The 13257-nt window shown below is 63.4% G+C and carries 15 protein-coding genes and 1 tRNA gene; 8 read left to right on the top strand and 8 right to left on the bottom strand.

Going from position 1 to position 13257, the window contains the following annotated elements; translation table 11 throughout:
• Positions 1–6: 6 nt before the first annotated feature.
• Positions 7–957: a LysR family transcriptional regulator gene (locus tag MESCI2_RS0127385; protein WP_027039258.1), complete on the top strand. Its 951-nt coding sequence runs from the start codon at positions 7–9 to the stop codon at positions 955–957.
• Here MESCI2_RS0127385 and MESCI2_RS0127380 read toward each other — a convergent pair.
• Positions 896–1516, bottom strand: a complete 621-nt coding sequence (locus tag MESCI2_RS0127380) for a TetR/AcrR family transcriptional regulator (RefSeq protein WP_027039257.1) — start codon at positions 1514–1516, stop codon at positions 896–898. The two genes, MESCI2_RS0127385 and MESCI2_RS0127380, sit on opposite strands and share 62 nt — an antisense overlap.
• A gap of 66 nt (positions 1517–1582) precedes the next feature.
• On the opposite strand from MESCI2_RS0127380, the gene MESCI2_RS0127375 reads away from it, so the two are divergent.
• Entirely contained in the window at positions 1583–2005 is a 423-nt protein-coding gene (locus tag MESCI2_RS0127375; RefSeq protein ID WP_027039256.1) for a VOC family protein, read from the top strand.
• Positions 2006–2023: 18 nt separating this feature from the next.
• Here the strand turns inward: MESCI2_RS0127375 and MESCI2_RS0127370 are convergent, their stop codons facing one another.
• Positions 2024–2974, bottom strand: coding sequence for a S1C family serine protease (locus MESCI2_RS0127370; protein WP_027039255.1), 951 nt, complete (start codon positions 2972–2974; stop codon positions 2024–2026).
• Positions 2975–3142: 168 nt separating this feature from the next.
• On the opposite strand from MESCI2_RS0127370, the gene MESCI2_RS0127365 reads away from it, so the two are divergent.
• The 3 genes from MESCI2_RS0127365 (at position 3143) to MESCI2_RS0127355 (ending at position 5621) form a co-directional block, all read left to right on the top strand.
• Positions 3143–4015, top strand: coding sequence for a S1C family serine protease (locus MESCI2_RS0127365; RefSeq protein ID WP_027039254.1), 873 nt, complete (start codon positions 3143–3145; stop codon positions 4013–4015).
• Positions 4016–4023: 8 nt separating this feature from the next.
• Positions 4024–4644: a helix-turn-helix transcriptional regulator gene (locus MESCI2_RS0127360; protein ID WP_027039253.1), complete on the top strand. Its 621-nt coding sequence runs from the start codon at positions 4024–4026 to the stop codon at positions 4642–4644.
• Between the two features lie 110 nt (positions 4645–4754).
• The gene (locus MESCI2_RS0127355) at positions 4755–5621 is read left to right on the top strand and encodes an SDR family oxidoreductase (protein ID WP_027039252.1); all 867 of its coding nucleotides are present in this window, start codon (positions 4755–4757) and stop codon (positions 5619–5621) included.
• Between the two features lie 124 nt (positions 5622–5745).
• On the opposite strand, the gene MESCI2_RS0127350 is transcribed toward MESCI2_RS0127355, so the two are convergent.
• Both MESCI2_RS0127350 and MESCI2_RS0127345 read right to left on the bottom strand, forming a co-directional pair.
• Positions 5746–6270 (bottom strand): TIGR00645 family protein, encoded by a 525-nt coding sequence (locus MESCI2_RS0127350; RefSeq protein ID WP_032901401.1) that lies wholly within the window; start codon positions 6268–6270, stop codon positions 5746–5748.
• A 305-nt stretch (positions 6271–6575) separates the two neighbouring features.
• Positions 6576–8723, bottom strand: coding sequence for an OmpA family protein (locus MESCI2_RS0127345; RefSeq protein WP_027039250.1), 2148 nt, complete (start codon positions 8721–8723; stop codon positions 6576–6578).
• A 197-nt stretch (positions 8724–8920) separates the two neighbouring features.
• Here MESCI2_RS0127345 and MESCI2_RS0127340 point away from each other — a divergent pair, with 197 nt between their 5' ends.
• Both MESCI2_RS0127340 and MESCI2_RS0127335 read left to right on the top strand, forming a co-directional pair.
• Entirely contained in the window at positions 8921–9367 is a 447-nt protein-coding gene (locus MESCI2_RS0127340) for a YcgN family cysteine cluster protein (RefSeq protein ID WP_027039249.1), read from the top strand.
• Positions 9368–9622: 255 nt separating this feature from the next.
• The gene (locus MESCI2_RS0127335) at positions 9623–9979 is read left to right on the top strand and encodes a hypothetical protein (RefSeq protein ID WP_027039248.1); all 357 of its coding nucleotides are present in this window, start codon (positions 9623–9625) and stop codon (positions 9977–9979) included.
• A gap of 250 nt (positions 9980–10229) precedes the next feature.
• On the opposite strand, the gene MESCI2_RS0127330 is transcribed toward MESCI2_RS0127335, so the two are convergent.
• Positions 10230–10940: an SIMPL domain-containing protein gene (locus MESCI2_RS0127330; protein ID WP_027039247.1), complete on the bottom strand. Its 711-nt coding sequence runs from the start codon at positions 10938–10940 to the stop codon at positions 10230–10232.
• A 135-nt stretch (positions 10941–11075) separates the two neighbouring features.
• Between MESCI2_RS0127330 and MESCI2_RS0127325 the strand changes: the two genes are divergently transcribed.
• Positions 11076–11151, top strand: a tRNA-Ile gene (locus MESCI2_RS0127325).
• Between the two features lie 107 nt (positions 11152–11258).
• Here the strand turns inward: MESCI2_RS0127325 and MESCI2_RS0127320 are convergent.
• The 3 genes from MESCI2_RS0127320 to MESCI2_RS0127310 form a co-directional block, all read right to left on the bottom strand.
• Positions 11259–12449, bottom strand: coding sequence for a tyrosine-type recombinase/integrase (locus MESCI2_RS0127320; protein ID WP_027039246.1), 1191 nt, complete (start codon positions 12447–12449; stop codon positions 11259–11261).
• Positions 12450–12472: 23 nt separating this feature from the next.
• Positions 12473–12670, bottom strand: coding sequence for a helix-turn-helix domain-containing protein (locus MESCI2_RS0127315; RefSeq protein WP_027039245.1), 198 nt, complete (start codon positions 12668–12670; stop codon positions 12473–12475).
• A gap of 67 nt (positions 12671–12737) precedes the next feature.
• Positions 12738–12989 (bottom strand): helix-turn-helix transcriptional regulator, encoded by a 252-nt coding sequence (locus MESCI2_RS0127310; protein WP_027039244.1) that lies wholly within the window; start codon positions 12987–12989, stop codon positions 12738–12740.
• Positions 12990–13257 lie beyond the last annotated feature (268 nt).

Raw genomic sequence — 13257 nt, 5'->3', positions numbered from 1 at the left:
ATCACGATGCAGCCCAACCCGACGCTCGATCAACTTCAGATCTTTGTGACAGTCGCCGAAGCCGGCAGCTTCTCGGCCGCCGGCCGCAGGCTCAACCGGGCACAGTCCGTGATCAGCTACGGCATCGCCAATCTCGAGGCGCAGCTGGGGCTGAAACTGTTCGAGCGCGAGGGTACCCGCGAGCCGCAATTGACCGAGATCGGCCGGGCGATGCTGGAGGATGCGCGGCGCATGATCGGCGTGCTGCAGCGCATCCGCTCGCGCGTCGACGGCCATCATCAAGGGCTCGAGGCTGAAGTCGCGCTGTCGGTCGACGCAGCGTTGCCGTCGCCGGTGCTGGTGCGGGTGCTGAAGGCGTTCGAGGCGCAGTTTCCGACCGTGATGCTGCGCCTGCATATCGGTACGCTCGGCCTGATCCCCGATCATGTCGTCAGCGGGCAGGCCGACCTTGGCATTGGCGGCCTGCTGGGCGATGTCGATGTGCATCTCGTGCGCATCGGCTTCATGTCGATCGTGCTGGCCGCCGCGCCCAGCCATCCGCTGGCCCTGCTGCCGAAGCCGGTGGCGATCGAGGATGCGCGCGAACACACGCAGCTTGTCGTCACCGACCAGTCGGAGCGCACCAAGGGGCGCGACTTCGGTGTCTTCGCCTACCGCACCTGGCGGCTGACGGATGTGCGCACCAAGCATATGCTGATGCGCGAGGGGCTGGGTTGGGGCGGGCTGCCGCGCTGGCTGATAGCAGACGACCTGGCGACTGGCCGGCTGGTCGAAATCGACCTCGAATCCTTCAGGGAGGTGAGCTCGCCGCTGTTTGCCATGCACCGCAACGATCGCAGCCCGAAGCCGGCGGCGGCCTGGCTGATCGACCAGTTCAAGCGCCAGCTCGGCTGCTTCAACGAGTTCGAGCCGGGCGAGGTGCCTGAGGAAGAGAGAGGCCATCGATCAGCGCCATGAGCACGGCGCGGTAGTCCTGAGCTGACGCACCGGCCTCGATGGCCAGGGCGGCGCGGTCGAAGGCGGAGCCGAGCAGGGCGGTCAGCGCGTCGGCCGGCAATCTCGTCATCGTTTGCGCCCGCATCGCCGCGACCAGCCCTTCGCGCAGCGAACGGTTGCCGTGGCGGTTGTCGATCGCGTCCATGGCGGCGCGGCCAAGCACGGCCGGGCCGTCGAGCAGCAGCAGACGCGTGCGGCCTGGCGCGCGCATGGCGGTGAGATAGGCGTCGGAACCGGCAATCAGTGCGTCCCGGGCATTGAGCGATGGGGGCGAGGCGTGCTCGATCTCCTCGGCGACCGCTGTCGCCTCCTGCTCGACCACGGCGGCAAACAGCGCCTGCTTGTCGGCGAAGTGATGGTAAAGCGCGCCGCGCGTCACGCCGGCGGCAGCGACGATCTCCGGCGTGCCGGTCTCGGCATAGGATTTTTCCGTAAACAGCTTTCGCGCCGCGGCAATCAGATCGGCGCGCGTCGCCTCGGTGCGGTCACGGTTGGAACGACGCGCGGAATCGCGTTGCATACATGCAGCCTGTATGTTAATTCAATCTACATGCAGACTGTATGTTAATTGACGGGAGAAGGAAAGATGAAGACGACGAGCTATTACCCGGTGCTGATGACCGGCGACGTCGCCGGCACGACGGCGTTCTATGTCGAGTATTTCGGCTTCCAGCCGCTGTTCGAAAGCGACTGGTATGTGCATCTGCAATCGGTGGACAACAAACGCGTCAATCTCGGCATCGTCCAAGGCGACCATGAAACGATCCCGGAAGAGGGGCGGGGCCGCACCTCGGGCCTGCTGATCAATTTCGAGGTTCGCGACCCGGACGCCGTCTATGAGCGGATCGTCGCCGCCGGCCTGCCGATCCTGCGCTCTCTACGCGACGAGCCCTTCGGCCAGCGCCATTTCATCACCAAGGACCCCAATGGCGTGCTGATCGACGTCATCAAGCCGATCCCGCCCAGCCCGGAGTTTCTGGCTCAATTCGTTGAAGGGGCCGCTGCCTAGACGAGAAGACGAACGGCCTCAACTTGCCCTTGCGACCGGCGTCACCGTCACCTGGCTGACGCCGGTGCGGCGCACTACCGTGCACAGCGTCTCGCGGCTGATGCGCTCGGCGTCGAGCACGCGCACCAGGTCGTCGACGCCGGTGACCGGGCGGCCGTCTATTGCGGCGATGATGTCGCCCTCCTTCAAGCCGGCCTTGGCCGCCGGGCCATCCTTCTCGACGCTGCGCAGCCGCACCGCGGTATTGGTCGACACTTGCGACAGGAGCGCGGCGCGTCGCGGCAGATTGACGGTGTCGGCCGAGACGCCGATGAAGGCGCGGCGCACGCGGCCGAAGCGGATAATCTCCGAAATGACGAAATTGGCGGTGTTGGAGGCGACCGCGAAGGCGATGCCTTGCGCGCCATGGATCATAGCGGTGTTGACGCCGATGACCTCGCCGGCCGACGACACCAGCGGCCCGCCGGAGTTGCCGGGGTTGAGCGCCGCGTCGGTCTGGATGACGTCGTCGATCAGCCGGCCGGTGGAGGCGCGCATGGAACGGCCGAGCGCCGAGACGACGCCCGAGGTGACAGTCCATTCGAAGCCGAGCGGATTGCCGATGGCAATGGCGATCTGGCCACGCCGCAGCCGCTTGGAGTCGCCTAGCGGTGCCACATCGGCAAAGCTGCCGTCAGCGCGCACCAGCGCGATGTCGGTGTCGGGATCGCGGCCAAGCACGCGGCCTTCGCTCGACGACCCGTCCGGCATCGAGACGCGCACTGTCCTGGCGTCGCCGACGACATGGAAATTGGTGACCACCAGCCCGTCCGGCGCGATGACGAAGCCGGAGCCATGGCCGCCCTGACCGCCAACGCGCTCGATGCGGCAGACGGCCGGGCCGATGCGGTCGACGGCGTCCGCAACGGTCGTCGAATACGCGTCGAGCAACGTATCATCGGTTTGGAATTTGGCGGCGGCGAGGGCCATGGGAGGGCTCCGTGTGTTCAGGCTTGATCGTGACTATATGTGCGGAGCGGCTGGAACCGCAGCGACCTGACCAGATGGCCAGTCAAACCGGCAACTAGCCGTCAGGCGAGTACCTCTGGACGCGCTGTCGAGCGATATCTGGGGCATGGATGAACCCAGGAGACCAACATGACCGATTTCAATCTGAGTGCGTTTTCGCAAGCCATCGCCGATCTCGCGGCACAAGCGGCGCCGGCAACGGCTGGCTTCGCCACGCATCATCACCGCACGGCAAGCGCCTTCCACTGGCGTGACGGCTATTTCGTCACCGCTGAAGAGGCTGTCGAGGCCGGCGAGGAGATCGAGTTGGTGCTGGCCTCGGGCGAGACGGTGAAGGCCGAGTTGGTTGGCCGCGATCCATCGACCGGCGTCGCCTTGCTGAAGCCCGCCGGGGCTGTCAACGCCGTGCCGTTGGCCAAGGCTGACGCGGTGCGGCCGGGCAACATCGCCATTGCCATCGGCAGCAGTGACGGTTCCGCTTTGGCTGTTTCGGGCTCGGTGGGCGAAGTCGGCCCGGCCTGGCGCTCGATGCGCGGCGGCACCATCGACCGGCGCATCAATCTTGCCGTCGGCGCCGGCGGCCGTTTCGAGGGCGGCCCGGTTCTCGACGCCAAGGGTGCGCTGATCGGCATGCTGTTGTTCGGACCGCGCCACAGGGCGCTGGTGATGCCGTACGAGACGATCGAGCGGGCGGTCGCGACCCTCCGTGAGAAAGGCCATGTCGCGCGCGGCTATCTAGGCGCCGGCCTGCATCCGGTACGCGACCGCGACGCGCACGGCGCGATGGTGATGAGCCTCGATGACGACGGTCCCGCGAAGGCCGCCGGTCTCTCTCTTGGCGATATCATCGTGGCGTGGAACGGTGAGGCGGTGCACGGCCCGCGGGACCTGATCCGCAGGCTCGGACCCGACAGTGCCGGCGCTTCGGTTACGCTCGGTGTCGTGCGCGGCGGCGAACAGCGCGATGTCGCGCTGACAATCGGCGAAAAGCCGCTGAGCTGAGGGCATCCATGGACACGCTCACCAGCGACAGGATCATGCATGACGGTGCCGTCTCGCGGCGGCTGGTGGTGCTGATTGCGCTTGGCGATGCGTCACGCGCCGAGCGCCTGGCGGCTTCGTTGGCCGCGAGCGATGACCTGCTGCCGGTGGTGGCCGGCAGGGCCGACGTCGCCATCGTTGACAACCGGAGCGGTGAGGTGCCGGCCTCCATTCCAAGGGTGCTGCTGTCGGGACGCGCCGCTGGCGATCGGGCTGTCGGTCAGGTCATGGCGGTACTGCCATTGAGCGTGGACGATTTGCTGATCGCCGCGGCTGCGCGGCTGGCTGCGGCCGGCTATCGCGTCTCGAGCGATGGCAGACGCCAAGAGGATTTCCATGCCGGCGATGGCGAGCCGTTCGAGGATGAAGCCTCCGACGAGCATGCCACCCGGCCTTCGCTGTCGCCACGCGAGGCGGAAGTGTTGGCGCTGCTGGCCGAGGGTGCGCCCAACAAGGTGATCGCGCGGCGGCTCAACATTTCCGTGCACACGGCGAAGTTCCACGTCGCCGCGATCCTGATCAAGCTCGGCGCCGCCAACCGCACCGACGCGATCGCCATTGCGATGCGGCAGGGGCTGGTGCTGGTTTAGTCGTAAACCCTACGCTGCGTAACGCGGTGTCCAGCGTGTCGGGTCTTGCGCTGTGGTCGCCCGCCGCGCAAAGGTTTGCGCCTGTTGTGTTGCAAGGGAGGCGCAAGGAAATGTCGCTCAAGGGAAAGACGCTGTTCATCTCCGGCGGGTCGCGCGGCATCGGGCTGGCGATCGCGTTGCGCGCCGCGCGTGACGGCGCCAATGTGACGATCGCCGCCAAGACCGCCGAGCCGCATCCGAAGCTGCCGGGCACGATCTATACGGCGGCCGAAGAGATCGAGCAGGCCGGCGGCAAAGCGCTGCCTGTGCTGTGCGACATCCGTGAGGAGGCGCAGGTGGCCGAGGCGGTCGCCAGGACCGTGGAAAAATTCGGCGGCATCGACATCTGTGTCAACAATGCCAGCGCCATCCAGCTCACCGGTACGCTGGAGACCGACATGAAGCGCTACGACCTGATGCATCAGATCAACACGCGCGGCACCTTCCTGGTGTCCAAAATGTGCATTCCGCACCTGAAGTTGGCGCAAAATCCTCACATCCTGAATCTGGCGCCGCCGCTCGACATGAAGGCCAAGTGGTTCAGGAATCACGTTGCCTACACGATGGCCAAGTTCGGCATGTCGATGTGCACGCTGGGCATGAGTGCGGAGTTCGCCAAGGACGGCATCGCCGTCAATTCACTGTGGCCGATCTCGACCATCGACACGGCGGCGGTGCGCAATCTGCTCGGCGGCGCGACGGTGGCGGCGATGAGCCGTTTGCCCGACATCATGGCCGACGCCGCGCATGCCATCTTCATGCGCCCGGCGCGCGAGACAACAGGTAATTTCTACATCGACGAGGAGGTGCTGCGCGCCGACGGCGTCAGCGATTTTTCAGCCTATGCGCCAGGTGCGACCGGGCCTTTGGCCGGCGATTTCTTTGTCCCTGATGAGGTGTTTGCCCGCACGGACAGCAAGATCAAGAGCATCTACTAGATCCGCGTTATTGTGAGCGTCGAGCTAAGCCGTCCGCCGTGGCTGAGCCACGGCAAAGCCTCGCTCAAACAAAGCGATAGGGCGCCAACCCTGCCGGACTGATTCATGTCCGGCAGGCGCAGGCTCACGCCTCGTCCTTCTTGCCTTTGCTCAGGCCCATCAGCCGGTCGATATAGGCGAGCATGAAGGCCGAGACGACGAAGGCGAGGTGGATGATGGTCAGCCACATCAACTGGTCGGTCGTGTAGGTCGACGAGTTCAAAAACACCTGCAAAAGGTGGATGGACGAGATGGCGACGATGGTCGAGGCGACCTTGACCTTCAGCGAACCGACATCGATCGTGCCCAGCCAATGCACGCCGTCGTCGCCGCCGTCCTGGTCGTCGAAGCGGCTGACGAAATTCTCGTAGCCCGAGATGATGACCATCACCACCAGCGAAGCGACAAGTGCTGCATCAATGAGGCCGAGCATCTTCAGGATGGTGTCGGTGTCATCGAGCGTGAACGCCAGGGTAATGAACTCATAAAGCTTCTTGCCGAATGACAGCGCATAGACGGCCAATGCCAGGGCCAGGCCGATATAGAAAACGACGAGCAACCAGCGTGAAGCGAGAATGATCGATTCGATGGCGAGTTCGAGACGCTTCATGGGATGATTCCGGCTGGTTATCTCTCAGACAATGGCCCTATTCGGCTAGGCCGCCACCGTTTGCAAGACAAAAAACCCCGCCGAACAAGGTCCGACGGGGTTCAATGCGTCCCGCTGGAGTCGGGACGGGGCAGGGAACGCCCAGCACCGAATTTGGGGTGGCTGGGCTCGCGATTCAATGAGCCGTGTCTAATGCCCGTACAATTCTTGTTGAACCCGTCACATCCACCCATCCCCGGCGGTGCCGGGGATGGGTGCTTCTCGTGCCGATTCCACAAACCAGATCATGGTTTTGAAATCATGACCTAATTGTTGCTGGCCACAGGCGCCACCAACGAGGTGATGCGGCGGATGCCGACGCGCCGGTTCTCGCGGTTTGGCGCCGTCGTGTTGACCTTCAGATACTCCTCGCCATAGCCCTGCGTCGTCAGGTTTTCCGGCGGGATGCCGAAGGCGTTGGTGAGCGCTTCCGCAACCGATTCCGCGCGGCGATCGGAAAGGGCCAGGTTAGCCTCCGGTGTGCCGACCGCGTCTGTGTGACCTTCGATCAGGAAGGTCTCGGCCGGGTTCTTCTTCAACAGCTTCTCCATGGCGGTGGCGACGCCCTCGAGCTTCTGCACCTCGGTGTCGGAGATCGAGGCCGAACCGAATTCGAAGTTGAGCGTGTCGAGATCGACGCGGCGTGCGATGTCGCGCACGCGGGCCGAACGCTTGACCTCGTCTATCGAGTAGAGGCGCTGGACTTTCTCCACCGGCGGCTGTTCGAGGAAGGTGTAGTAGTCGTCCGGATCCTCGACATCCTCGGAGTCCAGAATGTACTCCTCGCGCGGGATGGTCAGTCGCATCGGCGGCAGGTCATCGCCTGGATCGCGCCAGTCGCTGTCATCCTGATAGTGCCGCTCGTCGACATAGCTCAGCACATATTCGCGTCCATCCGGCGCAATGCGCGAACGCTGGATGACGTCGCCATAGCGGTTGCGGATGGTGACGATCTGGACACCGTTGTCGCGCTCGACGATTTCCCGGGTGCGATTGCCCGAAAGATCCTCATAATAGACGTTCCTGGCGCCGCGGGTCATGCGCGGGGCGTCATTGCTCTCGACGAATGTCTGGTTGTTGAACTGCAGGATGACGCGGTCGCCGAGTTCCCGGACGACGTCGACGCCTTTCGGACGCCGGCGGTCACGGACGTTCTCATCGGGCGCACGCTCTACGCGCGTGCCCTTTTCCTCGGTCACCGGCGCAATCTTCTCGGGCTTGATTTCCTGTTGTGCGGCCCTGTCGTCGGTGGGCGGCGGACCTTGGTCGATGGGAGCAGCCACCGGCTTGCGGCCCTGATCGCCACCTTGCTGGGCATTTTGCCCGCCATTCTGCTGCTCGCCATCCTGGGGGACGATCTTGTCGCCCTGCTTGCGACCGCCTCTGCGCTCGGCGTCCTTCTGGCTGTCCAGGATGGGAGCGGCGTTTGGATCGGCCGGTGCTTCGCCTTGCACCGGGTTTTCGCCCTGTGCCGGTGCTGCCGTCTGACCATTGGCCGGTTGTTCGCCGGTGGCAGGCTGTTCGGCTGTCGCCGGCTGCTCGCCAACAGGTTTCCTGCCGCGCTTCTTCGTCGTGTCCTGGGGCTGCTCGCCCTGGGCCGCAGGCTGTTCGCCGGCAGGGACCGTCGCCTCTCCAGCGGGAGCTTCCTTCGGTGCCGGGGCGGCTTCAGGTTGGGCCTGCTGGTCCTGCCTGTTCTTCTTGCGCGGCTTGGCCTGCTCGCCGGGCTGATTGTCGTTGGCCGGCGCGACCTGTTCGGCCGGCGCCTGCTCGGTTTGCTGCTGCTGGTCACGCTTCTTCCTGCGCGGCTGCTGTTCCTCGGCTGGTGCTGCCTGTTCGGCCGGCGCCTGCTCGGTTTGCTGCTGCTGGTCACGCTTCTTCCTGCGCGGCTGCTGTTCCTCGACGGGTGCTGCCTGTTCGGCCGGCGCCTGCTCGGTCTGCTGCTGCTGGTCACGCTTCTTCCTGCGCGGCTGCTGTTCCTCGGCGGGTGCGGCTTGTTCGGCTGGCGCCTGCTCGGTTTGCTGCTGCTGGTCGCGCTTCTTCCTGCGCGGCTGCTGTTCCTCCGCGGGTGCTGCCTGTTCGGCCGGCGCCTGCTCGGCCTGCTGCTGCTGGTCGCGCTTCTTCCTGCGTGGCTGCTGCTCCTCGGCGGGCTGCTCGCTCTGGGCAGGCGCGGCCTGCTGTTCAGGCTCGGCCTTCTTGCGCTCGCGCTTCTGTTCGGGTTCCGCCTGCTGCTTTTGTGCGCAGGCTTCGGCCGCTTCGCCCTCGGCGCATGCTGCTTGCGCCAGGATGAATGGGGCTGCCGTGCGCTGGGCAAGGCCGGACGCGACACTTCCCTGAAGCGGGAACGCGCCCAACGGCGCGGATGCCATCAACAGGCCAAGTGCGGTGCCTGCCAGAATCCGTGGTTGGCGTTTCATCGAAATTCTCCTTGTGGGGTCCCATCCTTGCCGAAACCGATCTTGTGCCGATTGGTTCCAGTCTGGCACGGATAGAGGCCGTAGGGGGCGATTGACCGACCTTTTGAAGGCAACTTCGTGTCATTCACCTGGCGATAGCCGCAATTGCGACCATTGCCGCGCTTGACCTTGCCCGCGGCCGGGGCCACATCCCGGAAATGGAAACGCCATTCTGGAAAACCAAGGCGCTGGAGGCGATGAGCCCGGCCGAGTGGGAATCGCTGTGCGACGGCTGCGGTAAATGCTGCCTGTCAAAGCTCGAGGACGAGGACACCGGCGAGATCTACTGGACCAGCGTCGGCTGTCGGCTGTTCGACGCGGAGACCTGCCGCTGTTCGGACTACGCCAACCGGCTGGCGCGTGTTCCCGACTGCGTCGGGCTGACGCCGCAGAATGTGCGAACCATCAGCTGGCTGCCCAGTACCTGTGCCTATCGGCTGGTGGCCGAGGGCCGCGACCTCTACTGGTGGCACCGGCTGGTGTCTGGCAGCGCCGCGACCGTGCATGAAGCCGGCATCTCGATGCGCGGCCGGGTCAAGGCGAGCGAAACCGATCTTGCCGAGCCGGAAGACTATTTCGACTATGTGCTGGACGAGGAGCCGTAGGACCAGCGGCGGTGAGCAAGAGCCTCGCGTTTGAAGACATTCGGCCAATCCGCGGGGTCGGAACCGGGCGCCGGGTCAGGCGTTGTGGCCTTCACCAAGGGCTGGGGACGACGGCAAATGGCCGGAACTTTCCTTCTTCCCGCCATATGAACCGGAGATGAACGGCAGGTTCGTAAAGAGTTCAGACAGGCAAGCGCATTCTCCCCCCATCGGTTCACGAGGACGGGCGAAGGCCCGCAAAAAGGAGAGAAGACGATGTTCAACACGATCAAGACGGCAGCCCTTTCGGCCCTGGTCGGTCTCGGCACGCTGGCGGCCGTTCCCGCTCACGCCGACAGCCTTTACCTCGGCTTCGGCAACAACAACGACCCGCGTTTCGGCGTCTATGCCGGTGACGACGGTTATCGCCATCGCCGTGACGATCGCCGTGGCGACTGGCGCCGTGGCTGCTCGCCGGACCGCGCCCTCGACAAGGCCGAGCGCATGGGCCTCCGCCGTGCCCGCATCGTCGACGTCAATCGTCGCACGGTGAAGGTGATGGGCCGCCAGGACGGCGACCGCGTCGTCATCGTGTTCGCCAATGAGCGCGGCTGCCCGGTCATCTATCGCTGAGGCTGAGGCTGGAGTCATAGAGGCATGATCCTCTGCGAGGATCAGCCTGGAGACACGACCTTCTGTGAAGGTCGGTCTGGCGGCATGATCTTCTACGAAGATCAGCCGGGACTAGCGGAGCCCCTTTCCGTTTGAAGGGTGTGGCTCGAAAAAACCCCGCGGGAGCAATCCCGCGGGGTTTTTCATGCACGCTGTTGGCCGGTGATTGCCGTGGCGAGCAAGGCTCAGCCACGGCAATCGTCAGAGCAGCTTACTTCAGTTCGAAGGTGACCGTGACCTGCACGTTGTAGGAATTCTCGCCGGCCTGTACGGGAGCCGCAGCACCCGCCGCGTCGAAGGCCTTGGCGTTGATCGGCATGGGCGTCGGCGCGATGTTCTGATCTGATATCTCGAGCACCCGGCCGAGGCTGACGCCTGCGGCCTCGGCCAGCGTCTTGGCCTTGGCCATGGCGTTGGCGACCGCCTTCTTGCGCGCCCCGGTGACCGTGGCTGCCGGGTTGTCATTGGTGAAGGCGATGCCGCCGCCCTGGTTGACGCCGAGCGACACCGCCTTGTCGAGGATCTCGCCGGTCTTGTCGACATCGCGCACCCGCACCGAAAGCGTGTTGGTCACCTGATAGGCGACGAGTTCGGCTTCCTGGCTGCCGTCCGGCTTGTTGGTGTAGTTGTAGCGCGGGTTGATCTGGATGCCAGCGGTCTGCAGATCGCGGTCCTTGATGCCGGCGGACTTCATCGCCGCGATCACAGCGGCCATGGCGTCATTGTTGGCATCGAGCGCGGCGCGCGCGGTCTTGGCCTCGCGCATGACGCTCAGCGTCAGGACCGCCAGATCGGGGGCTACGGTTGCTTCGCCTTCGCCCGACACGATGATGCGGGGCGGCGTCGGCAGATCGGCGGCTCCAGCCATCGCCGGAAAAGCGATTGCAGTGGCGAGCGCGAGAGGCAAAAGATGTCTGGTCATGAAAATCTCCTTGGTCTGCGATCAAGTCGCAAGGGGTCGCGTAGAGCGCGATTATGGGTTGATTTGGGCGATCTGCGGAAGCCCGTCGGGAAAGCCTTGTGCCGCGATGCGAAAAACATTAATCCAGCCCGCGTGGGGCCTGTAGCTCAATGGTTAGAGCCGGCGGCTCATAACCGCTTGGTTGGGGGTTCGAGTCCCTCCGGGCCCACCATAACCATTGATTTTATTGAGAAAAAGTGGCCTGGGCCCAAAACGTTTTGGGCCCATTATGGGCCCAAGGCAAAGACCGTGGTCCCGGTTTGTTCCGACTCGATTTGACTATCTGACGATGCGGAGGTTTGCCCGTCGCTTGATGGCATCCCGTTTCGCCTCGCGCTCGTTGATAGCGCGAGCAATATCAACCGCGATCCGCTTCTTGTTGGCCTCACGCACATATTCATCAGTTACAATCATGGAGGAATGGCCCATCGCTTCCATGATGGCTCGCGCTTGGATGTTGCATTCAGCGAGGTAGGTGCCGAAGGTGCGGCGCAGGCCATGGAGCGTGTAGCCGGCAGGAATTCCCGCCTGCCGCGTCCAGTGCTGCATCATACCGGTCAGGCTCTTTTCCGAAAATGCTCTGCCATAGGCGTTCTTCAAGACAGTGCCGCCTTTCGAGCGATCGAGCGGATCCAAGGTCGCAGCTAGCTTGTCGACGACTGGAATGAACATCTCCCGCCCGCCATGGCGGTTGCGGTTCTTCTTCTGACGGAAATCAAAGGCCTCGATTAGCACCAGCGAGCCGTCGAACAGTTCGATCTCTTCGGTTAGAAGATCATCCCACGCAAGAGCAGCGATATCGCCGCGACGATTTCCGAGCCAGAAGCCGAGTGCATAGCAGGTGCGTGCGGCTGTCCCGATGGGGTGTCGCTCCTCGAACCTTTCGCGCATCGCGATCGGCCAGGCCGGGTTCTTGGTCGATTTGGGCACTCGCACGCGGATGGACAACGAGGGATCGTCCTGCGGCTTTATCCATTTTTCGATGTCGGTCGCGACCCATACAAGCTTCTTTATGGCCACCAACATGTGTTTGGCGACCGTACGGTTTGTTCTGAAGATGCCTTCAATTATGGCGCGAAGCCGATCCGCGTCGAGGTGTTCGACTGGCGTTTCGCGCCACGTCAGCGGATAGGCAGGATCGACCTTCAGGCTGAGAAAGCGCTCGATCAGTCGCGCATTCTTCCGCTGCGTTGCTTCATCAAAATCCAGCCACTCCATTGTGGTCTCAAGTCGACGCGCGGCATGGCCAAATGTTTTTGGCAGTGCCCGACCGGGCAAATCGATAATAACTGCATTCTTGTTTTGGCCCTGCGTGGCCTTCTCGTAAGCCACCTCGAACTCGGGATCTCCTGGCTTACCGGGAAGGTGGATTTCAGGCATGCCCTTTGCGCGGTAGCGATAGATTAGCTTGCCGTTCTTGAAGCGCGAAGATACCCCAGGGTAACTGGCGTCCTTAAATGGGCGAGCCATCAAATGCTCCTTTCAGGACCCTTTCAGATTTGCCCATAGCGACGGGTTTCGCTTTCGATGGCAACGCGCAGGAGCACCGGGTAAGGAAAGCCTCTTCCTTGCTCTATGCCTTCAAAGGTGCGCTTCGGTATTCCCAGCATCTTGGCCGCGGCTGCGGCAGTGAACCCTTCCTTGGCCCGCCATGCTTTCACGTCTTGCGCAAGTTTCTCATTCTCGTTCACGCCATGCCTTTCGCAAGTCTATCATCGTACTACGTCTGCAGCAGCGTATACGCAACAAGCGTAGTTTCTATCTTTTTTCTACGTCCCGTTTGCTTCGTTCCAACAGCTCTTGAAGGCCGCTATCTTTGTCCGGCAACGAGGTGAAAGCAATATCTAGGGCTACACGATCCCAGACAGCGCGGCTGTTGATGCGCTTGGGCTGGGGCATCCGCCCATCTGCAACCATCTCGTCAAAAAGCGTCGATCCGACACCGATGTAACGAGCCGCTTCCTCACGAGATAGCCCTCGTGGGGCATACGAGATAGCGTCACTCTTCATGGACGCTGCCTCGGTCCTGGTGATCCGGGCGTGTTGGTATCGAAGCGCAAAGCCACATCCTAATTGCCAATTCGGAGCGAGGATCTCGTGTTGGGCTACAATAAGAAGAGCCTCGTTAAGCGGAACCGGCCTGACTGGTTCGTTCGGCGTAAACTGGCAGCAACGTGTGTACAGCTGCATTCCGGCAGGAGAGCATCCATCGGCAGGTCGGCGGACGGCTTTTCGCTGAGCTGGTGATCAGCGACCCACTACTCTGGCGCGTTCGGGG

It is taken from the genome of Mesorhizobium ciceri WSM4083 (assembly GCF_000519305.1).
Lineage (GTDB): Bacteria > Pseudomonadota > Alphaproteobacteria > Rhizobiales > Rhizobiaceae > Mesorhizobium > Mesorhizobium ciceri_B.
The sequence above is the reverse complement of the archived record's forward strand: the minus strand, read 5'-3'. Positions and strand labels throughout refer to the sequence as shown.